We start from the raw sequence: 22,492 nt of genomic DNA on the forward strand, positions 1-22,492 counted from the left end.
CAATGGGGCAGTAAGGCAATATGTGAACGTTTGCCTTAAACATTCTGCCTTACTGCCCTACTCACTTACTGCCTTATTCCCGTGTCCCCTCAATCGCAGCGTCGCCTACCGCGAAATAGATGTTCTTTCCGGTCAGCTTGGAAAGCTGTTGCAAGCGTCCTTCGGGACGATCCGAAATCAGATCGGCCAGATCTCCCGGCACGACAAGCGCAATGCCGTTTTCCTCTTCACGCCAGACAAGGCGCGGGATGACGCCCGGCATCGAAGCCGACAGAAGGTAGACCACACGCAGCAAGGCTCCGAGCAACTTCGCCCTTTCACGCAGACGCGGCGTGGCGAGCTGCATGATTTCCGGTGCAATCTCGTCTTCGATCAGGCCCTCGTGGCGATAATAATTGGCAAGCGCCATGAAGGAACGCCCGGCATGGTCGATACCGCCGAACGAGCCGTGGGCGATGATGTTCAGCGCCTGTGATCCGCGATAATCTGGATGCGCGCGCCAGCTTATATCGGCCACTAGACAGGCGGCCTGCCTGTAGCGCGCTTCGTCCTCGGTTTCGTCAAAACCGAGCACCGGCAAGGACAATGTCGTCCATGTTGCCAGTTCGCGAGCATGACGCGGAGAGCGTGAGCGCAGAATGGACAGTTCGTCTGCCGAGGCCAGCAGAGGATCGAGCCGCTGTTCGTTCTTGGGCAAAAGCGAATAAAGATAGCCTTCGCGTACGCCGAGCGCCGAGAAAACGATCTTCGAAGGCTTCATCAGACGGATCGTCTCGAGCAGCACCGTAGCGCCATAGGCCAAAAGCTGGCGACGGTTTTTCGAAACCGCCTCGATGCCGCGCATCGTGTCCAGATTGCCCTTGGCAACACGCTTGAGGAAGCTTTGCGCTTCCACCGGGTTTATCTCATAGCCGTGCATGACATGCAGCGGATAGTTCTTCGCCGTCATATGCAGCTTGGCAAGGTTACGCCACGTACCGCCGACCGCATAGAACACTTGTCCCTGATGCGCTTTCAGAAGCGTCGCCTTTGCCAGCTCCGTACGCGCGATCTTGGTTGCCTCTGGCAGCCGTCCATCGGACATATCCTGCAAGCGCAGGCCACCGAGCGGCAAGGTGATCCCCTCGCCTACCTCGTGGTCATCCACCGCAATCAGTTCAAGGCTGCCGCCGCCAAGGTCACCGGTCACGCCCTTCGGTCGATAAAAGCCCGAAATGATGCCGAGCGCCGAATAATGGGCTTCTTCCTTGCCGGACAGCACTTCAATGTGCCGGCCGAGAATGGCTTCTGCCTGAGCAATGAAGTCCGGACCGTTTTTCGCTTCACGCGCAGCCGCAGTCGCCAGCGCGTGGATGGATACGGCGCCAGCCTGTTCAGCCAATGCGCGAAAACGCTTCAGCGCACGAAGCGCCGCCTCAACGGATTTCTCGTTGAGCTTGCCGGTTTTCGCGAGGCCTTTTCCGAGGCCGCAGAGAATCTTTTCGTTGAAAAGCACCGTCGGAGAACGGACGATGCCTTCATAAATGACGACACGGATCGAGTTCGAGCCAATGTCGATGACCGCAACGGGCTTGAGCCCCTTCAGACGGCCTTGTGCTAAAGCTGCGCTCATGCAGTCGTTTTTCTTTCCGCCTGCGCGCGCTTGCGATGCGCGATAAGACGGGGGGCCGAAGACTTCAGCGACTTTCCGCGACCCGACAGGCTAGGATTGGTCATGAAATATTCCTGCGCGTTGAAAGCTTCCTCTCCTGCTTCTTTTTCTATCCGGCGAGAGGTGCCGTCCGCAAGTAGCTGATAGCTCTGTTGGTTATCAATTATGTTGGCAAACATGATTTGCGACAGGATTTGCTGGTGCACTGTGGCATTTGTGATCGGAACGAGGGTCTCCACCCGGCGGTCGAGATTGCGTGGCATCATGTCGGCGGAACCGATATAGACGATTGCCTTGTCGGAAGGCAGGTCATTGCCGTTTCCGAAGCAGAAAATACGGCTATGCTCCAGAAAACGCCCGACAATCGACTTGGCGCGAATATTGTCGGAAAGCCCCGGAACACCTGGACGCAGGCAGCAGATACCGCGCACGACCAGATCAATCTGCACACCCGCCTGGCTCGCCATGTAAAGCGCGTCAATAATCTGTGGATCGACGAGCGAGTTCATCTTCATCCAGATCGCAGCCGGACGCCCCGCCTTCGCATGCGCGACCTCATCCTCGATGTGCTTGAGGATTCGGGCGCGGAGCGTAAAAGGTGAAATCGCGATCTTCATCTCTTCGGCAGGCTGGGCATAGCCCGTGATAAAATTGAAGATATGCGCCACGTCGCGTGCAATATCCGCATCCGACGTGAAGAACGACAGGTCGGTATAGATGCGCGCCGTGATCGGGTGATAGTTGCCCGTACCCAGATGCACATAGGAACGCAGCTTCTGGTCCTCACGGCGCACCACGAGCGACATTTTCGCGTGGGTTTTCAATTCGATGAAACCGAACACCACCTGAACGCCTGCGCGTTCCAGATCGCGTGCCCAACGAATATTCGCCTCCTCGTCGAAGCGTGCCTTCAGTTCGACAAGCGCCGTTACGGACTTTCCGGCTTCGGCGGCATCCACCAGCGCGCGCACGATCGGGCTGTCATTGGAGGTGCGATAAAGCGTCTGCTTGATCGCCAGCACATCCGGATCGGCTGCGGCTTGCCGCAGGAACTGCACAACCACGTCAAAGGATTCATAGGGGTGATGGACCACAATGTCCTTTTCGCGAATTGCTGCGAAGCAATCGCCGCCATGCTCGCGAATACGCTCCGGGAAACGCGGATTGTAAGAAACGAATTTCAGGTCTTCACGCGGGATCGAAACGATCTCCGAAATCATGTTGAGCGCCAGAAGCCCCTCATGCACGCTGATGCGGTTTTCCGAAACGCCAAGTTCCGTCGCCACGAAAACGCGCAGAGCTTCCGGCATTTCTCCATCAAACTCGATGCGGATCACCTGACCGCGGCGGCGGCGTTTCAGCGCCGTCTCGAAGAGACGAACGAGATCTTCCGCCTCTTCTTCCACTTCGATATCGCTGTCGCGGATGATGCGGAATGTACCGGCGCCGCGCACTTCATAACCGGGGAACAGCCGCCCGATGAACAGGCTCACCGCGTCCTCGATGGTGATGAAGCGGTAAACGTTGGCCTGATCTGTCGGCAACTGGATAAAGCGTTTCAGCGCAACAGGAATGCGCAACAGCGCCGTCATCGGATGATTATCAGCGCGGCGCGCAAGCTGCAGGGCGATGGAGAAGCCGAGATTCGGAATGAACGGGAATGGATGCGCCGGATCGATGGAGAGTGGCGTCAGGACCGGAAAAATCGTTTCGAGGAAGTGGTTTTCAAGCCATTCCTTCTCCGGCTTCGCAAGCGCCGATGGGCGAACGATCTCGATGCTTTCCTGTTCCAGTTCCTCGCGCAGTGTGCGCAGGCGCTGCTGCTGTTCTTCCTGCAGGCGCCCTACTTCGTCCAGAACGAAATCAAGCTGCTCCTGCGGCGTGCGTCCGTCGGCGCTGCGCATCGCCACACCGGCGCGCACCTGAGCGGCGAGACCGGCAATGCGGACCATGAAAAATTCATCGAGATTGGCGGCGGAAATAGACAGGAAGCGCAGGCGTTCGAGCAAGGGCTGGCGCATATTCGCGGCTTCTTCGAGAACGCGCCGGTTGAATTGCAGCCAGGAAAACTCGCGATTGACGAAGCGGTCGGCGCTTTGCATCAGCTCGCTGTTCAAAGCTTTGTGAACGTTAGGGCCTATGTCCATATCGGGAACCACGGTTGGGTTGGGGGCTAATCCGGCTGTCATCTCGTGTGTTCCGCCTTGGGATGCGCTGGGGGTTTCGCTCGCCATAACGCTGTTTTCGCTCATTTTTCCTGTCCCGACTTCCGCCGGAACATTCCGGCTCCATCTATTTCTTTTCCGCGCATCTGATTCCGAAAACCGCTTCGCACTTTTTGGGGTACGCTATCAGCCTATGGCTGCCATATGACAGTTTGATAGCAATTAGCTTGAAATGTCCTCAGAATTGATGAAAACGCTTCCGGAAACAAGACTTTCGCGGTACACGCATGCCAATGTTTACGCATGATCTCGTCCGGCATACGGTTCAGGAGCATGCTCATACCGCCCATCGACCAGAACCGGAGCATATTATGTCCGATCACATCATTCCTCACTTTCAGAACGACGCCGGCCATGCTGCCATCGAAATCGGTGTGAAGGAATTCATGTGCGTTGGTGCAAACCCGCCTTTCGATCATCCGCACGTGTTTCTGGACATGGGTGATGAAAGCGAAGTCGTTTGCCCTTATTGCTCGACCCTCTATCGTTACAACGCCAAGCTCCATGCTGACGAAACCGTTCCGGCTGGCTGCATTTACGAAGCACCCGCCGACAAAGCTGCCTAATCTGGGCAGCCTCACGGGGCTGAATGCCGGATGATCTCATCGACATGAGCAAAGGGCGCATATTGATTGCCGGGGCCGGAGTAGCTGGTCTGTCGGCAGCACTGGAGCTGGCAGCACGCGGCTGGAATGTTCGGCTTGTCGAAAAAGCCGGGACCCTTTCGGAAGTCGGCGCCGGCCTGCAACTTGCCCCCAATGCGATGCGCCATCTGGAACGGCTCGGCGTTGCAGACCGTCTTTCCACCCAAACCGTAACGCCAGAAGCGCTCTATCTCATGGACGGGCGTAAAGCGCGTCCGCTGATGGAAATGAAGCTTGGCGACAAGGCTCGTCAGCGCTGGCACCATCCCTATCTCGTTTGCCATCGCGCTGATCTGCAATCCGCTCTGCTCGATGCCTGCCGTGAAGAGCCCGGCATTGAGATCAGCCTCGGCGCTGAAATCACAAATCACCGTGTCGAAAACGGAACCGTTGCGGCCACCATCCGCCATGACAATTCCGAAGAAACTATCAACTCTGCCTATCTGATCGCCTGCGATGGCGTCTGGTCGGCAGAGCGCTCAAAGGCAGGTTTCGGCAAGGCACGGTTCAGCGGCCACATTGCCTGGCGCACAACACTTGCCGTCGGAACTCTCCCCGCATCGTTTTTATCCGCCATGAAAACGAGGAATGCCGTTTCAGCATGGCTCGGCAGGCAGGCGCATTTCATCGCCTATCCGGTCAAGGGCGGCAGCTTCTTTAATTTCGTCGCCATCACGACAGGCGAAAACCCCGGCGAAGTCTGGTCCAGAACCGGCGATCCGACACGTTTGCGCTCCATTTATGCGGATTGGAGCGCTCCGGTTCGTGATGTTCTGGCGGCGACCGATGCTTGGACCTATTGGCCGCTTTTCGAAATGGCAGACGCTCAATTCGTCGGGCCGGACCGGACGATTTTTCTCGGCGACGCATCGCACGCGGTCACACCTTTCGCCGCGCAAGGTGCCGCCATGGCAATCGAGGATGCGGCCGCCCTTGCCGAAGCGCTGGACAGTGACGGCCACGAAACAGGATTAAAGCGCTTCGATACCGCCCGCAAAGAGCGCATCGCGGCAGTTGCCAAACGCGGTCAGTTAAACAGGTTCGCCTATCACGCCACCGGCATTTTTGCGCTTGGCCGCAACACGCTCTTCGCCATGCGCAGCCCGGAAAGCTTCCTGAAAGATCTGGACTGGCTCTATGGCTATGATGCCATTGCGGCCGTACGGAATTAAGCTGCGTCGCGCGCTGCTTCGAGTGTAGCAACGTCGAGCTTGACCATCTTCATCACGGCATCGGCCACGCGCTGGCGCTGTTCGGCAGTGCCGTTTTGCAGGACATCCAGCAGCATCTGCGGCACCACTTGCCACGAGAAGCCATATTTGTCCGTCAGCCAGCCGCATTCCATCGGCGCACCGCCCTCCATCAGTTTTTCCCAGAACATATCCAGTTCCGCCTGATCCTTGCATTGGACGAAGAGCGAGACTGCCGGGGAAAACTTGAAGGCCGGCCCGCCGTTGAGACCGGATATTGCCTGCCCGTCGAGGGTAAAGTTCGCAACCACCACATCGGTGCCTTCAGGCTGGTGTGCATGCTCGAACCGGATGAAACCATCGACGGATGCCGGTCTTCCGCAGGCACGGAAAATCGAGACATAATGGTTCGCCGCTTCCTCTGCCTGCCTGTCAAACCAGAGACAGATTGTCAGACCTGACATTTTCTCCTCCCTGCCGCATCGGCCCGACAATCGAAACCGATCTTCGGGGCGATGCGTAGTTTTAAAGGGTTAGAAGAGTGGAGCGTTCTTTGTGCATCCGTAAGGACGCAGGGCGCTCCAAGTGTTTGTATTTTCTATTGTCTGGAATACTCTATCCCATGACCTTGCTGGCTTCTTCCATATCCATCCACATTATCTCCCAGACATGACCGTCAAGATCTTCGAAGCTGCGTCCATACATGAAACCATAATCCTGCTTCGGCCCCGGATCGGCCTTTCCGCCAGCATTCACCGCTTTCTCCACCGTCGTGTCGACTTCAGCCTTGCTTTCCGCAGAAAGGCAGATCAGCACCTCGCTCACCGTGTTGGCATCGGCGATCTTCTTCGGTGTGAACTGGCTGAACTTTTCGTGGTCGAGGATCATCGCGTGAATAGTATCCGAAAAGACCATGCAGGAAGCCGTTTCGTCCGAGAACATGGGATTCTTGGTGGCGCCGATGGCTTCATAGAAGCTGGTCGACTGTGCAACATTCTTCACTGGCAGGTTCACGAAAATCATTTTCGGCATGAGATTTCCTCTGTTGGCGGGCCAAGCGACCCGATCTTTATTTTACGATTATCTATCGCCTGCCCGGCTCCCCCGGCGATAAGATCGAGCCATGAGTCTCAGGCCCGATATGCAATCGATGCTTGAGTCTTCCTTGCGTAAAACAAGTCACGCAATTGGCATCGAAAGAACTCAAAGTTTGCTTGTGCATAATGGCATGTAAGTTATAATTAGCAACCATGAAGTTAGAAAAAATAACCAAACCAGAAAAGCCAGCCGCTAAACGCAGTTATGATGATGCCTGCGCTGCGGCTCATGCCCTTGATTTGATTGGGGAACGCTGGTCTCTTCTGGTCATGCGCGAATTGATGTTCGGCCCCAAACGTTTCAGCGATCTGCGGGCTGATCTGCCGGGCGTGAGCGCAAATGTCCTCACGCAGAGGCTTGAAGGGCTGGAAGAAGCTGGCATTCTTCGCAAGACGAAACTTCCGCCTCCGGCATCGGTGCAGGTCTATGAACTGACCGAATGGGGCTATGAGAGCGAATCTATCCTTCAGACGCTGGGCCGTTGGGCCGCACGTTCGCCAAAGCACGATCCTAACCTGCCGATTTCAACCGCTTCCTTTCTGCTTTCCCTCCGAACCATGATGGACCATGACAGGTCTCTCGGCATGCGCGCCGTGATCGGTCTTCGTCTGGACGGAGAAGATTTCACCGCCCAGCTGGAGGATGACGGAATTCATATAGAGCGCGGCACAGCACAGGAATACGATCTCCATTTCGAAAGCTCGCCGCGCATGCTTGCCGCAGCTATCTATGGCGGACAGCCCATTTCAGCCCTGGAAAGCGCCAATGTTCTCAAGGTCATAGGCGACCGTGCTCTGGCGGAAAAGTTCGTGACATTGTTCCCGCTTCCCGACAAGGCTCCACTGTCCGAGTAAAATATGCAACTTTTTAGTTGCGTATTTTTGCGGTCGTCTTATATTGGCAACCATTAAGTTGCCAATTACGGAGGATTCATATCATGACCATTGCAAGCAATACTGACCGCATCGTGAAGACCGTCGACATTCATGCAGGGATCGACCGCGTATGGCGCGCCCTTACCGATCATGAAGAGTTTGGAAGCTGGTTTCAGGTCAAGATCGACGGGCCATTCATCGTCGGCACCCGTTCGACTGGCCATATCACCTATCCCGGTTTCGAGCACGAGCCTTGGGAATCCTTCATCAAGGAAATGAAGGCACCGAGCTATTTTGCCTTCACTTGGCATCCCTATGCGGTGGACCACAACATTGATTATTCCAAGGAGCCGCCGACGCTGGTGGAATTCAGATTGGAAACGGTCGAGACCGGAACGCGGCTGACTGTGATCGAAAGCGGTTTCGACGCCCTGCCTGCTGAACGCCGCCCGCTGGCGTTGCGGATGAACGAAGGCGGCTGGGAGGAGCAAGTCGGCAACATCAAAAGACACGTCGAAAATGAACGATAGGCAAGCTGTGACCGGCACGGATATGTCTATGGTTTTCGCGGCGCTCGCCGATCCGACCCGGCTGGCGCTCATCGAAACCCTGAGTGATGGTGAAAGCCGCTCAATTGTGGCGCTGTCGCAAAATGGCAGCATTACCCGGCAGGCAGTCACCAAGCACCTGACAGTGCTGGAACAGGCAAAACTGGTCGAGCGGGAAAAGGTCGGACGGGAAAGCAGGTTTCGCCTGCATCCCGCACCACTGATCGACGCCCGTGCCTATCTCGCAACCGTTTCCAGCCAATGGGATGATGCTCTCCAGCGTCTGCGCCGGTTTGTCGAGGATTAGAGCATGTCGCGGAAAAGTGGGAACCGGTTTTCCGATGACGACATGCGTAAAAACAAACAGTTAGAGCGCGACGCGCTCTAACGCTGGTTGAAAAGCAACGAGGATGTACCCTTCACAAAGCCAAGCTTCTCGTAGAACGGCACAAGCCGTTCCGGGCAGTAGAGCTCAAAGCTTTTCACACGCTGCAGCTTTTCATGGCTGACAATGCGTTCCACGAGAGCTTGTCCCAGCCCCTGCCCCCGATGCTTCTCCGACACAATCACATCGAATATCAGCGCCTTAAAAGTGTAGTCGGTGAGAACGCGGGCGAAACCTGCAATCCCGCCTTTTGCATCGAGGCAGAAGAGAAGCAAATCGCAATGGGCCAGCATATGCGTGACCTCATCCAGCGTCCGCTCGCTCGTCCACCATTCTTTACTATAAAACTCATGAAATTCGCGATATTGCTCGGGTGCGAGTTTCTCCACCCATTGAAAATCAGTCACGAATTGCCTCTCCCGTTCGTTGAACTATCAGTCGCAAAGGCGTTTCAGAATGGCAATTCAGTTTGAGCAGACCTGTCCGATCTTTCGCATTTTCGACATTGAAAAGGCCCGCGAATTCTATCTCGGCTTTCTCGGATTCAACCTGGATTGGGAGCATCGCTTTGCCGAGGGAATGCCGCTTTATATGCAGGTTTCCCGCAGCGGGCTTGCCCTGCATCTTAGCGAACATCACGGCGACGGAAGCCCCGGCGCGAATATTTTCGTGCGCATGCAGGGTGTCGAGGAACTGCATAAGGAGATTAACGCGCGCGGCTACCGTTTCATGCGGCCGGGAATCGAGAATGAGCCGTGGGGCCGCGTGATGACGGTCATCGACCCTTTCGGCAATCGTATCCAGTTCTGCGAAGGTCCGCACGACGAATAAACAAAAACACCCGCTGGCGAACCGGCGGGTGTCTTGATTCTAGAGCATTTCCTGTTTTGATTGAATCATTGCAAATGCTCTATCTGTTTGTTTTTACGCATGTCTTTATCCCGAAACCGGTTCCCACTTTCGGGAGACATGCTCTAGCTCAAAAATCCGATCAGTGCAGGATCTGGCTCAGGAACAGCTTGGTGCGTTCATGCTGCGGATTGTCGAAGAACTGGTCCGGCGAGTTCTGTTCAACGATCTGGCCCTGATCCATGAAGATCACGCGATTGGCAACCTGACGGGCAAAGCCCATTTCGTGCGTCACGCAGATCATGGTCATGCCTTCGGCAGCAAGGCTCACCATCGTATCGAGCACTTCCTTGACCATTTCCGGATCGAGAGCCGATGTCGGTTCGTCGAACAGCATGACTTTCGGGTTCATGCACAATGCACGGGCAATCGCCACGCGCTGCTGCTGGCCACCTGAAAGCTGGCCCGGATATTTGTTGGCCTGTTCCGGAATCTTCACGCGGGCCAGATAATGCATGGCGATTTCTTCCGCCTGCTTCTTCGGCATCTTGCGAACCCAGATCGGGGCAAGCGTGCAGTTTTCCAGAATGGTCAGATGCGGGAAGAGGTTGAAGTGCTGGAATACCATGCCAACTTCACGACGCACTTCATCGATCTTCTTGAGGTCGCTGGTCAGTTCGATGTTGTCGACAACGATCTTGCCCTTCTGGTGTTCTTCCAGACGGTTGATGCAGCGGATCATGGTCGATTTGCCCGATCCAGACGGTCCCGCCACAACGATGCGCTCGCCGCGCATGACCTTCAGATTGATGTCCCGCAGGACGTGGAACTCACCATACCACTTATGCATATTGGTGATTTCTATGGCGACATCGGTTTTGGAAACCTGCATCTTCGAACGGTCGACTTCCACTCCGAGCTCGGATTGCGGGAGGGCGCTTTGTGCACTCATTTCCATTATTCCCTTTATTCTTATCGTTTATGACCCGTGTCGAGCCGTCGTTCCATGAATATAGAGTATCGCGACATTGCGAAACAGAAAATCCAGAAAACGAAGCCCGCAAAGATCAGACCGGTAGCAGGCGTCTGTGGAGAAGCCCAATTGGCATCGGAAAAATTCTGACGGACGATGCCCAGCAGGTCGAACATGCCGATGATGTAGACAAGGCTTGTATCCTTGAAGAGACCGATGAAGGTGTTGACGATACCCGGAATGACCAGCTTCAGCGCTTGCGGCAGGACGATCAGTCCCGTCTTCTGCCAGTAGCTGAGACCCAGCGCATCCGCGCCTTCATACTGCCCACGCGGGATAGCCTGAAGACCGCCGCGCACCACTTCTGCCATATAGGCCGATGCGAACAGCGCCACGCCGATGAGCGCACGCAGCAGCTTGTCGAAAGTCACGCCCGGCGGCAGGAACAAAGGCAGCATGACACTTGCCATGAACAACACCGTCACCAGCGGAACGCCGCGCACCATTTCGATGAAGATGATCGAGAAGGTCTTGATGACAGGCAGTTTTGAACGGCGTCCGAGCGCGAGCACGATACCAAGCGGCAGCGACACGGCGATGCCGACAAAGGACAGCACAAGCGTGACCAGAAGTCCGCCCCAGAGCGGGGTTTCCACGTAAGGAAGGCCGAACCAGCCGCCGACCAGCAGGAAGAAGGCGACAACCGGGAACACGAAGAAGAACAGGATCGCATTGAGAGCCTTCTTCGGGGCCTTCGGAATCAGCAGCGGCACAAGCAGGACGACGAAGATCAATGCCGTCAGATTGACACGCCAGCGTTCGGAAATCGGATAGCGGCCATAGATGAACTGCTCATATTTCGCGTTCACGAATGCCCAGCAGGCACCCGACCAGCCTTCCGGTTGCGTGCCGCCCTGCGCGACGGTCAGGCACGCCGTGCGATCCGCACCGGTCCAAACGGCCTTGAAGAACAGCCACTCGATGATCGGCGGAAGGAACCATGCCACGGCAAGCAAGCCGAGAATGGTCAGCGCCGCATCGACAGGCGTTGCGAACAGATTGACGCGCAGCCAGTGTGAAAAGCCCTGCACGGAGCGTGGCGGCGCTTCGCCATCCACCATATGCGTGCGGACATATTGGAGATTTGCGTTTTCCATTGTCATCTCTCCACCAGCGCCATCCTGGCGTTGAACCAGTTCATCAGGCTGGACACAATCAGGCTGATGCCCAGGTAGATCACCATCCAGATCGCCACGACTTCGACCGATTGACCGGTCTGGTTGAGGATCGTGCCGCCTACGGCGACAAGATCGGGATAGCCGATGGCAATGGCGAGCGACGAGTTCTTGATAAGGTTCAGATACTGGCTCGAGAGCGGCGGAATGATGATGCGCAGCGCCTGTGGCACGATGATGAGACGCATCGTCTGACCGGGACGCAAGCCCACTGCATAGGCCGCCTCGGTCTGCCCTTTGTTGACGCCCAGAACGCCAGCGCGAACCGTCTCAGCAATAAAGGACGCCGTGTAGAAGGAAAGCGCCAGAAACAGGGCCAGAAACTCCGGCTTGATCTGCGCGCCGCCGGTCAGATTGAAGGTTCCAAGCTTCGGCGAATCGAACGAAACCGGAAAACCGGTCGCGATCAGCGCCAGTATTGGCAAGCCGATAATCAGGGCGGCGGACACGCGTATCGTATGAAAGGACTTGCCGGTTGCCATCTGGCGGCGTCTTGCCCAGCGCGCAACGATGATAGATGCCACGATGCCGACGAGAAGCGCCACAGGCAGAAGCCACGCCCCCTCGCCCCAGACAGGAGCGGGCATGAAGAAGCCGCGATTGTTGAGGTAGGTGCCGAGCGGAAGTGCAAAACTTTCACGTGCCTGCGGCAGGACCGACAGAACACCGAAATACCAGAAGAAGATGACGAGCAGCGGCGGAATATTGCGGAAGACTTCCACATAAACCGTGCAGATCTTGCGGATCAGCCAGTTGCGCGAAAGGCGCCCGATACCAACCAGAAACCCGATGATCGATGCCGTAATGACACCGAGCAAGGCCACATAAAGCGTATTCACGAGGCCGACCAGAAAAGCCCGGCCATAGTTCGAATCGCTGTTGTACTGAATGAGGGTCTGGCTGATATCAAAGCCGGCGCGCCCATTGAGAAAACCGAAGCCGGACGCAATGTTTGCGCGCTGCAGATTGGTGATCGTGTTGCCAACGATCCAGTAGATTGCGCCAATGACCGCGCCAAAGACAATGACCTGATAGAAGATGCCGCGAATCCGCGGATCGTACAGGAGCGAAGTTCCGCCGCTGTCCTGGCGACGTTCAGTTGCAGAATAGGAAGCCATATGTTTCCTGTGCCTCTCGGCTGGCTGCATCGACGTCGAGCAGGAAAAGCTGCCATATCTGCGGAGCAATTCCTGAAATCAAGGCATCGAATGCCGAACCGTTCGGTCTTGCCATCCCCTGTTCAGGCTCATCTCGAGCTTGCGGGCCTGCAAGACGCGGTTGAATTCCAAAATGCAGCTTGTCAGCATTCAAATGCGCGCATGACGCACGGCCAATAGCAAACGGACAAACTGCCGAGCCGACAAATCCGGCGGGCGCTGCTGCACCCGCCGATAATCAGTCTGGAGAGTAAGGTCCGTTAGCGCACAGGGATGCCATATTGCAGGCCGCCCTTGTTCCACTGGGCATTGATGCCACGGGCAATCTTGAGCGGGCTGCTGGCGCCGATATTACGCTCGAAGATTTCGCCGTAGTTGCCGACGCCCTTCACGATCTTCACCACCCAATCATTGTCGAGACCGAGATCGGTACCGATCTTCGTGTCTGCTTCCACGCCGAGAAGACGCTTGACGTCCGGGTTGTCGGACTTCTTCATCTCTTCGACATTGGCCTGCGTAATACCGTATTCCTCGGCGTTGAGCAGCGCATTATGGGTCCAGCGAACGACGTCCGCCCACTTGGAATCGCCCTGACGAACGGTCAGACCGAATGGCTCCTTGGAGATGATTTCCGGCAAGATGACGTGATCGTCCGGATTGGCAAGCGCCAGACGAACCCCGTAGAGGCTGGACTGGTCGGTCGTATAGGCGTCGCAACGACCGGAATCGTAGGCGGCATTGGCTTCTTCGATCTTCTCGAAGACAACCGGATTATATTCCATCTTATTGGCGCGGAAATAGTCGGCCATGTTCAACTCGGTCGTCGTACCGGCCTGAACGCAGATGGAAGCGCCGGAAAGCTGCAATGCGGAATTGATGCCCGACAGCTTCTTCGAATTAATCATGAAACCCTGGCCATCAAAATAGTTGATGCCAGCAAAATCGAGACCGAGCGCAGTATCGCGGCTGATGGTCCAGGTCGTGTTACGGATCAGGACGTCCACTTCACCCGACTGCAGTGCGGTGAAACGCTCTTTTGCGTTAAGAGGGGTGAACTTCACCTTGGTCGGATCACCAAAAATCGCAGAAGCCACAGCGCGGCAATAGTCTACGTCGAAACCGGACCACTCGCCCTTGTCGTTGGGCGAAGCGAAGCCAAGAAGACCCGTATTAACGCCGCACTGCAGAAAACCTTTCGCCTTCACGTCGGAAAGCGTGTCAGCGGATGCTCCCGAAGCGACGCCAAACAGCGCTGCCGCACCCAATACACCCGTCATAAGAGTTTTTTTCATCTGGCCTGCAACCTTTTTGTTCCCTGGAGAGCGCCGAACCATTGGTTCATGGCGTCTCTTGTTGCTTTATTTTTTGCATAAACCCGTTGGAAAAGCCGCGTGACCTCCCAAGCCCATGCCCTACAGCAGATTGCCCTCGCCCGAGACCGCTTTCGGTCTTCGATTTTTGTTTTTGAGCGCAGTGACAAACCTGTCGCCTTCACGGGTCTTATCGAAGGCGAATTTTTGCCGTTGGTCAAGGCATTAACGCAGTCCGGTGAGCAGGCTTTTAAAAAAGATGAGGGACAAATATTTGAAAATTTACACGGTTTCCCGATTTCTGGGTAGGCGGCTTCACTCATAAAACCCATGCCGCCCCATCGCAAAGAAAAGCAATATAATTCAATTAATACAAATATTTATATGACACTACCATCCTAGATAGCCACACCGGACAACAACCTTTGCGGGAAATCAGATGCGCGGCATCGCGCTATCGTCATCCAAAGAAAAAATAATATTTCGCGTCGCCATATAGCGGGCCACCCACCAGGTCGTGACGAATCCAATTGCCAGACCGGCGACAACGTCCGTCGGATAATGTGCTCCGGCGGCAAGTCTGCTGATCCCGAAGAGAATACAGATGAGGACTGTCAGGATGCGCCAGCGCGGCAGGAATATCCAAAGCGAAACCATCATGATGCCAGCCATCATGGAATGGCCGGATGGGAAGCTTTCATAGAGAAACTGCCCCTTGAAAGGCGAGAAATAAGCCGCCCCCACGTCATCAAGCAGGAAGGGACGCGCGCGGCCAATGGCGAGTTTGCCGATTTCGACCGGCACGCTCGCGACAACGATTGAAGTCAGCACGAGTGTTGCCCAGCTATGGAGTTTCACGAACCACGATCTGGCCCGCGATCTGACATTGTCGCGCAGTTTCGGCGAAAGCAGTACCGCGGTGACGAGCCACACGACGATGCCGATTGCCAGCCAGACAATGGTGCGAATCGCATCGGTCACCGCACGCAGGAATTCCATGATGACATTGGTACTTTGCGCAGTGACGCGGACAATGTCGGCATCCCACAGGTGCAGCACAAGAATAATGAACGGTAGAAGCACGACAATCGCGGTCATTTCAAGTGTCCAGGAGGACGGCGCGCCCTTGTAAGCCGGGCGTATAAGAGCTTGAAGGAGTTCCAGTGCGGCGCGAAAGGGATAAACAAAAATGCTGCCCGTGCTTGACCCGGTCATAACAGAAATATCCTTTCAAACGCATCTTACGCAATAAACGGCACGCGAGGTTGCATACAGACCGCGTGCATTCTATCCAAGTATTCAAAGTTTCCGCCGCAAACGGAATCGCAGATCTTTTTGCCGCAGCCGACCTTGATGCGACCCGGCAGAATCCTCTCTTTCGAGAATCGGCGGGCGAGAATCAGTGGGACAGCATGCAACATGGTCTGGAGGCATTTTCGTGACTAAGCAGCAGGGCAAGACAGAGAAGCTGGGTGTAAACACACGGCTGACACACGACGGTTATCAGCCGCGCGATTATCATGGTTTCGTCAACCCACCCGTTGTCCGTGCCTCAACCGTGCTTTTCCCCGATGCGGAAACAATGGCGACCGGCAACCAGAAATACACCTATGGTACGCGCGGCACGCCCACCAGCGATGCATTGTGCGCGGCCATCGATGCGCTGGAAGGCTCGGCAGGTACGGTCTGCGTGCCGTCAGGGCTTGCTGCTGTAACCATTCCGCTTCTGGCCTTCCTGTCGCCGGGCGATCACGCGCTGTTCGTCGATTCGATCTATAATCCCACCCGGCATTTTGCCGATACGATCCTGAAGCGCATGGGCGTGGACGTCGAGTATTACGATCCGGAGATCGGTTCCGGCATCGCGAAGCTGATGCGCCCGAACACCAAGGTTGTGTTCACCGAATCGCCTGCCTCGAACACGTTCGAAATGCAGGACATTCCAGCCATCGCTGAAGAGGCCCACAAGGGCGGTGCCATCGTCATGATGGACAATACCTGGGCTACCCCACTTTATTTCAAGGCACTCGATTTCGGCGTGGACATCACCATCCACGCCTCGACAAAATATCCATCCGGTCATTCGGATATTTTGTTTGGCACGGTTTCGGCCAACGAAAAATGCTGGTCGCAGCTTCTGGAAACGCACGGAACACTTGGACTGTGCACATCGGCAGACGACACCTATCAGATCCTGCGCGGCATGCGCACCATGGGCGTGCGGCTGGAACATCACCGCAAGAGCGCACTGGAAGTTGCGCGATGGCTTGAGAAACACCCTGCCGTCGACCGTGTTCTGCATCCGGCACTGGAAAGCCATCCCGGCCACGAAATCTGGAAGCGGGACTTTTCCGGCTCGTCGGGCATTTTCTCCATCGTGCTTGCAAGTGGCGGGCAGAAGGAAGCCCATGCCTTCCTCGATGCGCTGGAGATTTTCGGTCTAGGCTATTCCTGGGGCGGTTATGAAAGCCTCGCGGTTCATGTGCGTCTCAATGACCGGACCGTAGCCAAGGGTGACTATCCGGGACCGGTGATCCGCCTGCAGATCGGTCTGGAAGACGTGCCGGATATCATTGCCGATCTCGAAAAAGGCTTTGCAGCGATCTAAGCCGGTTTTGCAGCGGTTATCTTGCGTGACCGCGCTCGAACCTTCTTTTTTGCCGTTTTCAAGGGTTTAGGCTCTCTTTCGGAGAGCCCTTCCACAACGGCCTCTATCATGGTGCAGGCGACGAAATCCGCCTGCATTTCTTCCCGCAGCGCCTCCCGGTCAACGGATCGTGCTTCGCCTGGATCATACCACAGCACCACACCGATGCGCAGAGAAGGTTGCAGCCGTCGCAGACGGCGAACGGCAAAACGGGCATGACGTGCCGCGCGACGATCCAGAAAGCAGATCATCAGCGTATCTTTACCGGAAAGATCCAGAGTCCTGAGATTGGCAGGATTGAGCGCATCATGAGCGGCGGCTTCTGCTGAAGCGCCCTGCACGGCAAGCACCTGTGCCAGCATGATCGCCGCCGTGTCGTCGAGTCCCTTTCGTCCCCCGAATGTCAGAAGCGATCGGCCTTCGCCGGACGGAAGCTCCAGATCGGATGCGCTTCCATCGCCATCAGGATTTTCAATCGCGATCTCTTCGTCATCACCCTCCTCTTCGCTCGCAATCTGCTCCAGATTGGCCACCAGCGTCTTTGCGCTTTCGGCGACAACCTGCAATTGCGGTTCAGTCAGAACCCCGCGAAGACGATCCTGCTCTGCCATCAAAAGGGCCGGGATCGCCACCGAACCGTAAAACTCGACCAGATATTTCCGTTCCAGCATTTCCTCGGCATTATCCGTGGCTTCGTCCGGGTCGCCTGCCAGAAGGCGCTGATAGAGGCGCTCCTTCGGGTCGAGCACCGGCTCGTTGCCAAACAGGATTTCCAGAAACTCGAATTGCGGCACGTGACGCCCCAGCACGACGAGGCAGACCGTCAGCGGTGTCGACAAAACGAGGCCAACCGGCCCCCATAGCCACGTCCAGAAGATGGCAGATACGATGATTGCAAGCGGTGAAAGGCCAGTACGCGAACCATAAAGCCACGGCTCGATCACATTGTTTATAAGAAGTTCGATGATGACGAAGAGCCCGATTGTCCACAGCAGCAGGTTCCAGCCGGGTGCAACGGCAAAGGCGAGGAACAACGGCAGGATCGCCGCTATGACCGGGCCGATATAGGGCACGAACCGCAGAACGATTGCCAGCATTCCCCAAAGGGCAGCGTTGGGAATACCCAGAATCCAGAGCCCGAAAGCGAGAGGCACGCCATAGGTGATATTCACCACAAGCTGCGTCAGCAGATATTGACCGACCCGCTTTCCGGCATCCTGCAAGGCTTCCGTCGTTCGGTGAAGATCACCATAGCCGACAAGCCTTATGAAGCGATCCCGCAACTCCTCCCGTTCCAGCAGCATGAAGATCACGACGACCACAACGAGGCCCGTCGTCGCCAGCGGGCCGATGAGCGGCTCGATGATGCTCCTGAGCGTTTCGACCGGATGACGGGGTGCGAATATCTGGACGAGAAGCGGTTTTTCCTCCGGTTGATCCGAAGGCAAGGCCTGGGTCTTCTGTTCCGGCCTGTTGATTTCAGTACCGATACGCTCGGCAAAGCGGTTGAGCCTGTCGAAGAAACTGTTGTCTGAGCTGGCTTCCTTGAGCGTCCTGATCTTCTCGATGATGTTGTACTGATAGGTCGAGATATTCTGCGCGACTTCCGAGACCTGAAAGGCAACCACGGCACTGAAAACGGCCACGATCAAGAAGCCACCGGCCACACTCGCAATCACCGCGAAGAGCCGCGGAAGGCCGGCCCTGCGCAGAAAAGCGACGATCGGCGCAAGCGCGAATGTCAGAAGCACCGCTATGGCGAGCGGCAGAAAGACGTCTTTTGCAAAATAGAGAATGGCAACGGCCACAGCCATTGCAGCCAGGGTTGGCAGGCGTGGCGGTGCCGACGTGATCGGACGCACCGCAGAATCCGGATTGTCGATACTCTCCATGAACCCCTCTTTTGCCGCGTTATTATTTTCGGCTTGTTAGCCGCAATAACTGAACAGGAGGCGTTCGGTTCCATTTGTCGAGAGAGCAGAGATCAAATTACATTAGTGAATACTAATAATAATATTGATTAAAATATACGCATAGCTTGATAAGTAAATATTAATATAATTAAAATACCGACGAGATCGAGATTACCATAAGTACTGGAAATATGTGGGGACCTGCTTTGTCGTTCATGTCGCTGAAAACCTTTAACAATCATAGCCTATGCATAGCCCTGCTATCTCTACTTTTAGTAGCAGTTTCGTCAATCTCCTATGCTCAGCAAACAGCGAAGCCTGCGCAGGTCGGCGTCTATGTCAGCGAACCATTCGTCAACAAGCAAGGCGATTCTTATTCCGGGATGGCCATAGATATCTGGCAGGACATTGCCGCGCGCATGAACCTTGCTTCGCAATATGTCGAATATCCGAACTATACCGAACTGGTGAAAGCTGTCTCCGAGGGCAAAGTTGACGCTGCCGTCACAAATCTGACTATCACGGAAAGCCGCGCAGAAATCGTCGATTTCACGCATCCATGGTTTGACGCAGGCTTGCGTATCATGGTCCACACCGAGGCGGGCAGCGGCTGGGACGACCTTATCAGCCGCCTCAATGATGCGGGACATCTGGCAACCTATGCCTGGATACTCGGTATTCTCGTTGCGGCCACGATATTACTCACGATCTTCGACAGGCGTTTCGATGAAGGCTTTCCGAAGCGCTGGCGCGAGGGGCTGGCGGAGAGCTTTTATCATGTGGTTTCCGTTGCAACATCCGGAAAGACCTCGCGTAAGAACCTGTTCGGCTGGGTGGGGCGCATCTGGCAGACATTCTGGATGGTGTTCGGCATAGCGATCATCGCCTACATGACCTCATCGATCACGAGCGTCATGACGGTCGCTCATATCGACAACAATATTTCCAGCCTTTCTGATCTACAGGGGAAATCCGTTGGCGTGCGGGCGGGCAGCGTTGCAGAACAATTCCTGAAGTCACGTTCCATCGCGACCGTTGCTTTCGATCACATGCCGGAAGCAACAAACGCGCTCGTCAACGACGAAATTGCAGCCATCGTCGGCGACGGTCCTGTGCTGGAATATTACGCCCACCAGCACGCCGACCAGCCTCTCGATCTCGTCGGCAATGTCTTCAGTCCCGACAAATATGGCTTTGCTTTTCCGCGCCATAGCGAGCTTGTCAAACCCGCCACGGTGGCGATCATCAGCGCCCACGAGAATGAAGAGGTTGCCAAGCTGAAAGCCAAATATTTTGGCCCTGAGAATTAATGGCAGATGCAAAAAAGGCGGCCATTGGCCGCCTTTTTATTGTTCCTGCGAATGAATTACCGGCCCGCTACGATGGACGAAATAATGCCGGTTGCGATGCCGATCAACATATAATCATTGTTGACCTTGACCCAGTGGTAGCCACGCGGCGGCTGGCGCAGCTTGTAGCTCGAATAGTTGTTCACGACATGACCGCGATAGTTTGGCGGCAGACGGTTGCCCTTCTTCCAGCTCTGGTGGCGGCGGTTGTCATACTTGCGCGCATCATATTTCGGACCACCCTTGTGCATCTGGCTGTGCGAAGGCTGGCTGTGATGCGACGGATAAGGCTGTGCCATTGCGGCAGGGGCTGCGAGAAAGGAAAAGGCAGCAAGAGCAATAACGATCTTCTTCATGTCGGCATCCTTTGTTGTATTCGATGTGGGGACAATGCGCCTGCTAATGTGAATGCCAAGTGAACGCTCCCATTAAATAAATTTAATGATTTCATCGGTCTAGCGCAAAGGCATCATCCTGCATTTCCCATCCGTTCAAAATGCGCTAGGTAGAAGCCAAATTCGTACGTACCTCTCAACGAGGTAAGTGTCAGAGGACTGCATCATGATGAACTGGGTTTTCATTCTGCAAGGCGTTATCGCGTTTGGGCTAGCTGGATTGGCCATTGCAGTCATCCTGCGTCATCGCCGCCACTGAGGCGCCCCGGACTGGGCCTGGGCCTGGGCCTGCGATATTTTTCGCACCGGCCTGCCGGTTCAAAGCAACCGAACACGAAATCAATCGTTTAAACTTAGTCTGATTTTTCTCAGGAGGAGACAGGGATGCGGAAAGTGGCGCTTGGGTTGGTTGCCTTACTCGCAATTACGGGCTGCACAACCACGGAAAAGGACATTTCCATCGGCACCGGCGCAGGTGCCATCATTGGCGGCATTGCTGGCGGTGGACGTGGTGCGCTGATCGGTGCCGGTGCGGGCGCATTGGGCGGCCTGCTGGTGCGCGAATTGCGCAACGGCAATTGCCAGTATCGCGACCGTCATGGCCGCATATATGTGGCTCGCTGCAGACGATAGTCGCGGACATATTCAACGATCATCAAAAGCGCCGGTTTTCCGGCGCTTTTTGTTTTCGACAACTTTGGACTGCCTGACTTGCCGAGCGGACCTGATTGGAACCTTCTCTCGCCGATGTCGTTTTACAAGCAATAAAGACAGTTCAGGGAGAACTCCGATGAAGCTTGCTTTCAAAGCCGCCCTTGTTGCCTTGGGCGTATTTGCGGCGGGCGCGGCGCAGGCGGCGAACGCCATATCCACCACCAACCTCAATATTCGTACAGGTCCCGGCACACGCTATGCGACGCTTGGCTCCATCCCCAGCGGAGCGCCTGTGAATGTGCGTGGCTGCACATCCGGCTACGGCTGGTGTCAGGTGAGCTACGGTCCGACCTATGGCTGGGCATCTTCGCGCTATCTGGCATTTCGAGAGGGAACATCCAGCGGTTATTCCGATGATTTCGGTCGAACGGCTGCGCTAATCGGTATTCCGCTCATTGCTGGCGTCGCCATAGGCTCCGCACTCAATGACCGCGACGACTATTGGTATCGTGATCGCCGCTATTATCGCGACAGACATTGGGATCGTCGTGGATGGCACGACCGTCCCGGCTGGCATGGGCGCCCCGGCAATCACGGGCCGCGAGTCTATATGAGACACCGCGTTCCTGACGGACCGCACGGACAGTAATGGACATAGGAACGAAACTGGAAACGCCGCGAAGTGCTCGCGGCGTTCTGTCATCGCGGGAAGCTCCACACAGTCTCTATTCTGTCTTCAGATAAACTTCATGCCAGAGGGTGATGCGGTCAGTTTCATCGAATTTCAAAAGCAGCATCGCTTCGAATTGATCCGTTGTTTCATCAAGACGCACGACTGTAGCAGTCATTGCCAGCACCGCCGAACTTCCTTCCGCAACAACCTCCTGCACATCATAGTCGATAGCGTGGATCGTGCTGCGGAAACCATTCAGAAACGTCAGATAATTGGAATGATTGGCAGGATGGACGCGTCCATTGGCCTTGACGACAAACTGGTCCGCGAATCTCTCCGCGATGATTGCCTCGGTAAGCGTTTCGCTTTGAACCAGATGCTTTCGGTTCCAATCCAGAAGGCCCAACGCCAATTGTGTTGTGGTTTGCTTGTGCAAGATGACCTCCGGAAATTAATTGACGGGTGGGCGGTGTGCCCCGCATGACATCAAACAGGTGAACGCTAAAAACTCGCTCAATCGGGCACAAAGAAACTGAAGAGAACATGATACTCCCCTCACATCAAAAAAGGGGGAGCTATTTCAATATGTTGGGTGGGTGGAAAAATAAGGTGGCGATCCCGACAGGATTCGAACCTGTGACATTCAGCTTAGAAGGCTGACGCTCTATCCAACTGAGCTACGGGACCTCGCCTTTCGAAAAAGATCGAAGATATTTCAATG

General features: G+C 55.5%; 25 protein-coding genes and 1 tRNA gene. 11 read left to right on the plus strand and 15 right to left on the minus strand.

Annotated features, from left to right (window positions below; genetic code table 11):
* Positions 1-73: 73 nt before the first annotated feature.
* Both ppx and HWX93_RS12015 read right to left on the minus strand, forming a co-directional pair.
* A complete protein-coding gene (gene ppx / locus HWX93_RS12010) occupies positions 74-1,612 on the minus strand; it encodes an exopolyphosphatase (RefSeq protein WP_151554784.1) in 1,539 nt (512 codons plus the stop codon).
* The gene (locus HWX93_RS12015) at positions 1,609-3,798 is read right to left on the minus strand and encodes an RNA degradosome polyphosphate kinase (RefSeq protein ID WP_412842239.1); all 2,190 of its coding nucleotides are present in this window, start codon (positions 3,796-3,798) and stop codon (positions 1,609-1,611) included. The genes ppx and HWX93_RS12015 overlap by 4 nt, the downstream gene beginning before the upstream one ends.
* Positions 3,799-4,187: 389 nt before the next feature.
* Here HWX93_RS12015 and HWX93_RS12020 point away from each other — a divergent pair, with 389 nt between their 5' ends.
* Both HWX93_RS12020 and HWX93_RS12025 read left to right on the plus strand, forming a co-directional pair.
* On the plus strand, positions 4,188-4,442 hold the full coding sequence (locus tag HWX93_RS12020; protein ID WP_151554786.1) for a zinc-finger domain-containing protein: 255 nt from the start codon (positions 4,188-4,190) through the stop codon (positions 4,440-4,442).
* Between the two features lie 44 nt (positions 4,443-4,486).
* Complete coding sequence (locus HWX93_RS12025; protein WP_151554868.1) at positions 4,487-5,692, plus strand: FAD-binding protein; 1,206 nt, start codon at positions 4,487-4,489, stop codon at positions 5,690-5,692.
* On the opposite strand, the gene HWX93_RS12030 is transcribed toward HWX93_RS12025, so the two are convergent.
* Positions 5,689-6,174: a VOC family protein gene (locus tag HWX93_RS12030; protein ID WP_151554787.1), complete on the minus strand. Its 486-nt coding sequence runs from the start codon at positions 6,172-6,174 to the stop codon at positions 5,689-5,691. The genes HWX93_RS12025 and HWX93_RS12030 overlap by 4 nt on opposite strands.
* 151 nt (positions 6,175-6,325) lie before the next feature.
* A complete protein-coding gene (locus tag HWX93_RS12035) occupies positions 6,326-6,742 on the minus strand; it encodes a VOC family protein (RefSeq protein WP_151554788.1) in 417 nt (138 codons plus the stop codon).
* A 218-nt stretch (positions 6,743-6,960) separates the two neighbouring features.
* Between HWX93_RS12035 and HWX93_RS12040 the strand changes: the two genes are divergently transcribed.
* From HWX93_RS12040 to HWX93_RS12050, 3 genes are all read left to right on the plus strand, one after another.
* Entirely contained in the window at positions 6,961-7,662 is a 702-nt protein-coding gene (locus HWX93_RS12040; RefSeq protein WP_176037484.1) for a winged helix-turn-helix transcriptional regulator, read from the plus strand.
* An 83-nt stretch (positions 7,663-7,745) separates the two neighbouring features.
* Complete coding sequence (locus tag HWX93_RS12045) at positions 7,746-8,213, plus strand: SRPBCC family protein (protein ID WP_151554790.1); 468 nt, start codon at positions 7,746-7,748, stop codon at positions 8,211-8,213.
* Positions 8,203-8,538, plus strand: coding sequence for an ArsR/SmtB family transcription factor (locus HWX93_RS12050; protein WP_176037485.1), 336 nt, complete (start codon positions 8,203-8,205; stop codon positions 8,536-8,538). The genes HWX93_RS12045 and HWX93_RS12050 overlap by 11 nt, the downstream gene beginning before the upstream one ends.
* 77 nt (positions 8,539-8,615) lie before the next feature.
* On the opposite strand, the gene HWX93_RS12055 is transcribed toward HWX93_RS12050, so the two are convergent.
* Positions 8,616-9,023: a GNAT family N-acetyltransferase gene (locus HWX93_RS12055; RefSeq protein WP_151554791.1), complete on the minus strand. Its 408-nt coding sequence runs from the start codon at positions 9,021-9,023 to the stop codon at positions 8,616-8,618.
* A gap of 49 nt (positions 9,024-9,072) precedes the next feature.
* Here HWX93_RS12055 and HWX93_RS12060 point away from each other — a divergent pair, with 49 nt between their 5' ends.
* Positions 9,073-9,447 carry a glyoxalase superfamily protein gene (locus HWX93_RS12060; RefSeq protein WP_151554792.1) on the plus strand — a complete coding sequence of 125 codons (375 nt, stop codon included), beginning with the start codon at positions 9,073-9,075 and terminating at the stop codon, positions 9,445-9,447.
* A gap of 160 nt (positions 9,448-9,607) precedes the next feature.
* Here the strand turns inward: HWX93_RS12060 and HWX93_RS12065 are convergent, their stop codons facing one another.
* From HWX93_RS12065 to HWX93_RS12085, 5 genes are all read right to left on the minus strand, one after another.
* Complete coding sequence (locus tag HWX93_RS12065) at positions 9,608-10,417, minus strand: amino acid ABC transporter ATP-binding protein (protein WP_151554793.1); 810 nt, start codon at positions 10,415-10,417, stop codon at positions 9,608-9,610.
* Positions 10,418-10,437: 20 nt separating this feature from the next.
* Positions 10,438-11,595: an amino acid ABC transporter permease gene (locus HWX93_RS12070; protein WP_151554794.1), complete on the minus strand. Its 1,158-nt coding sequence runs from the start codon at positions 11,593-11,595 to the stop codon at positions 10,438-10,440.
* A 2-nt stretch (positions 11,596-11,597) separates the two neighbouring features.
* The gene (locus HWX93_RS12075) at positions 11,598-12,791 is read right to left on the minus strand and encodes an amino acid ABC transporter permease (RefSeq protein ID WP_151554795.1); all 1,194 of its coding nucleotides are present in this window, start codon (positions 12,789-12,791) and stop codon (positions 11,598-11,600) included.
* Complete coding sequence (locus HWX93_RS12080; RefSeq protein ID WP_176037486.1) at positions 12,769-12,906, minus strand: hypothetical protein; 138 nt, start codon at positions 12,904-12,906, stop codon at positions 12,769-12,771. The genes HWX93_RS12075 and HWX93_RS12080 overlap by 23 nt, the downstream gene beginning before the upstream one ends.
* 184 nt (positions 12,907-13,090) lie before the next feature.
* Positions 13,091-14,122, minus strand: coding sequence for an amino acid ABC transporter substrate-binding protein (locus tag HWX93_RS12085; protein ID WP_151554796.1), 1,032 nt, complete (start codon positions 14,120-14,122; stop codon positions 13,091-13,093).
* A gap of 99 nt (positions 14,123-14,221) precedes the next feature.
* Here HWX93_RS12085 and HWX93_RS12090 point away from each other — a divergent pair, with 99 nt between their 5' ends.
* Positions 14,222-14,449: a hypothetical protein gene (locus HWX93_RS12090; protein ID WP_151554797.1), complete on the plus strand. Its 228-nt coding sequence runs from the start codon at positions 14,222-14,224 to the stop codon at positions 14,447-14,449.
* 126 nt (positions 14,450-14,575) lie between these two features.
* Here the strand turns inward: HWX93_RS12090 and lpxE are convergent, their stop codons facing one another.
* A complete protein-coding gene (gene lpxE, locus HWX93_RS12095; protein WP_151651825.1) occupies positions 14,576-15,355 on the minus strand; it encodes a lipid A 1-phosphatase LpxE in 780 nt (259 codons plus the stop codon).
* A gap of 223 nt (positions 15,356-15,578) precedes the next feature.
* On the opposite strand from lpxE, the gene HWX93_RS12100 reads away from it, so the two are divergent.
* Positions 15,579-16,748 (plus strand): cystathionine beta-lyase, encoded by a 1,170-nt coding sequence (locus HWX93_RS12100; protein ID WP_151651824.1) that lies wholly within the window; start codon positions 15,579-15,581, stop codon positions 16,746-16,748.
* On the opposite strand, the gene HWX93_RS12105 is transcribed toward HWX93_RS12100, so the two are convergent.
* Positions 16,745-18,679, minus strand: coding sequence for an AI-2E family transporter (locus HWX93_RS12105; protein ID WP_151677956.1), 1,935 nt, complete (start codon positions 18,677-18,679; stop codon positions 16,745-16,747). The two genes, HWX93_RS12100 and HWX93_RS12105, sit on opposite strands and share 4 nt — an antisense overlap.
* A 404-nt stretch (positions 18,680-19,083) precedes the next feature.
* On the opposite strand from HWX93_RS12105, the gene HWX93_RS12110 reads away from it, so the two are divergent.
* Entirely contained in the window at positions 19,084-20,010 is a 927-nt protein-coding gene (locus tag HWX93_RS12110; RefSeq protein WP_235912977.1) for a transporter substrate-binding domain-containing protein, read from the plus strand.
* Positions 20,011-20,066: 56 nt separating this feature from the next.
* On the opposite strand, the gene HWX93_RS12115 is transcribed toward HWX93_RS12110, so the two are convergent.
* Positions 20,067-20,405 (minus strand): RcnB family protein, encoded by a 339-nt coding sequence (locus HWX93_RS12115; protein WP_151554801.1) that lies wholly within the window; start codon positions 20,403-20,405, stop codon positions 20,067-20,069.
* A gap of 423 nt (positions 20,406-20,828) precedes the next feature.
* Between HWX93_RS12115 and HWX93_RS12120 the strand changes: the two genes are divergently transcribed.
* Both HWX93_RS12120 and HWX93_RS12125 read left to right on the plus strand, forming a co-directional pair.
* On the plus strand, positions 20,829-21,077 hold the full coding sequence (locus HWX93_RS12120) for a YMGG-like glycine zipper-containing protein (protein WP_061347348.1): 249 nt from the start codon (positions 20,829-20,831) through the stop codon (positions 21,075-21,077).
* A 157-nt stretch (positions 21,078-21,234) separates the two neighbouring features.
* Positions 21,235-21,747, plus strand: coding sequence for an SH3 domain-containing protein (locus tag HWX93_RS12125; protein ID WP_061347347.1), 513 nt, complete (start codon positions 21,235-21,237; stop codon positions 21,745-21,747).
* 76 nt (positions 21,748-21,823) lie between these two features.
* Here the strand turns inward: HWX93_RS12125 and HWX93_RS12130 are convergent, their stop codons facing one another.
* Both HWX93_RS12130 and HWX93_RS12135 read right to left on the minus strand, forming a co-directional pair.
* Complete coding sequence (locus tag HWX93_RS12130) at positions 21,824-22,207, minus strand: hypothetical protein (RefSeq protein WP_235912981.1); 384 nt, start codon at positions 22,205-22,207, stop codon at positions 21,824-21,826.
* A gap of 174 nt (positions 22,208-22,381) precedes the next feature.
* Positions 22,382-22,458, minus strand: a tRNA-Arg gene (locus HWX93_RS12135).
* Positions 22,459-22,492: the final 34 nt, after the last annotated feature.

Origin of the sequence: Brucella tritici (genome assembly GCF_902825325.1) — a bacterium.
Classification (GTDB): Bacteria; Pseudomonadota; Alphaproteobacteria; order Rhizobiales; family Rhizobiaceae; genus Brucella.

Excerpts from the sequence above, each read along its gene's own strand:
- HWX93_RS12075 (WP_151554795.1), bottom strand. The coding sequence starts at position 12,791 with ATGGCTTCCTATTCTGCAACTGAACGTCGCCAGGACAGCGGCGGAACT.
- HWX93_RS12085 (WP_151554796.1), bottom strand. The coding sequence starts at position 14,122 with ATGAAAAAAACTCTTATGACGGGTGTATTGGGTGCGGCAGCGCTGTTT.
- HWX93_RS12050 (WP_176037485.1), top strand. The coding sequence starts at position 8,203 with ATGAACGATAGGCAAGCTGTGACCGGCACGGATATGTCTATGGTTTTC.
- HWX93_RS12040 (WP_176037484.1), top strand. The coding sequence starts at position 6,961 with ATGAAGTTAGAAAAAATAACCAAACCAGAAAAGCCAGCCGCTAAACGC.
- HWX93_RS12060 (WP_151554792.1), top strand. The coding sequence starts at position 9,073 with ATGGCAATTCAGTTTGAGCAGACCTGTCCGATCTTTCGCATTTTCGAC.
- HWX93_RS12120 (WP_061347348.1), top strand. The coding sequence starts at position 20,829 with ATGCGGAAAGTGGCGCTTGGGTTGGTTGCCTTACTCGCAATTACGGGC.
- HWX93_RS12080 (WP_176037486.1), bottom strand. The coding sequence starts at position 12,906 with ATGGCAAGACCGAACGGTTCGGCATTCGATGCCTTGATTTCAGGAATT.
- HWX93_RS12105 (WP_151677956.1), bottom strand. The coding sequence starts at position 18,679 with ATGGAGAGTATCGACAATCCGGATTCTGCGGTGCGTCCGATCACGTCG.
- HWX93_RS12070 (WP_151554794.1), bottom strand. The coding sequence starts at position 11,595 with ATGGAAAACGCAAATCTCCAATATGTCCGCACGCATATGGTGGATGGC.
- HWX93_RS12125 (WP_061347347.1), top strand. The coding sequence starts at position 21,235 with ATGAAGCTTGCTTTCAAAGCCGCCCTTGTTGCCTTGGGCGTATTTGCG.
- HWX93_RS12020 (WP_151554786.1), top strand. The coding sequence starts at position 4,188 with ATGTCCGATCACATCATTCCTCACTTTCAGAACGACGCCGGCCATGCT.
- HWX93_RS12110 (WP_235912977.1), top strand. The coding sequence starts at position 19,084 with ATGGCCATAGATATCTGGCAGGACATTGCCGCGCGCATGAACCTTGCT.
- HWX93_RS12045 (WP_151554790.1), top strand. The coding sequence starts at position 7,746 with ATGACCATTGCAAGCAATACTGACCGCATCGTGAAGACCGTCGACATT.
- HWX93_RS12115 (WP_151554801.1), bottom strand. The coding sequence starts at position 20,405 with ATGAAGAAGATCGTTATTGCTCTTGCTGCCTTTTCCTTTCTCGCAGCC.
- lpxE (WP_151651825.1), bottom strand. The coding sequence starts at position 15,355 with ATGACCGGGTCAAGCACGGGCAGCATTTTTGTTTATCCCTTTCGCGCC.
- HWX93_RS12025 (WP_151554868.1), top strand. The coding sequence starts at position 4,487 with ATGAGCAAAGGGCGCATATTGATTGCCGGGGCCGGAGTAGCTGGTCTG.
- ppx (WP_151554784.1), bottom strand. The coding sequence starts at position 1,612 with ATGAGCGCAGCTTTAGCACAAGGCCGTCTGAAGGGGCTCAAGCCCGTT.
- HWX93_RS12030 (WP_151554787.1), bottom strand. The coding sequence starts at position 6,174 with ATGTCAGGTCTGACAATCTGTCTCTGGTTTGACAGGCAGGCAGAGGAA.
- HWX93_RS12035 (WP_151554788.1), bottom strand. The coding sequence starts at position 6,742 with ATGCCGAAAATGATTTTCGTGAACCTGCCAGTGAAGAATGTTGCACAG.
- HWX93_RS12015 (WP_412842239.1), bottom strand. The coding sequence starts at position 3,798 with ATGGACATAGGCCCTAACGTTCACAAAGCTTTGAACAGCGAGCTGATG.
- HWX93_RS12065 (WP_151554793.1), bottom strand. The coding sequence starts at position 10,417 with ATGAGTGCACAAAGCGCCCTCCCGCAATCCGAGCTCGGAGTGGAAGTC.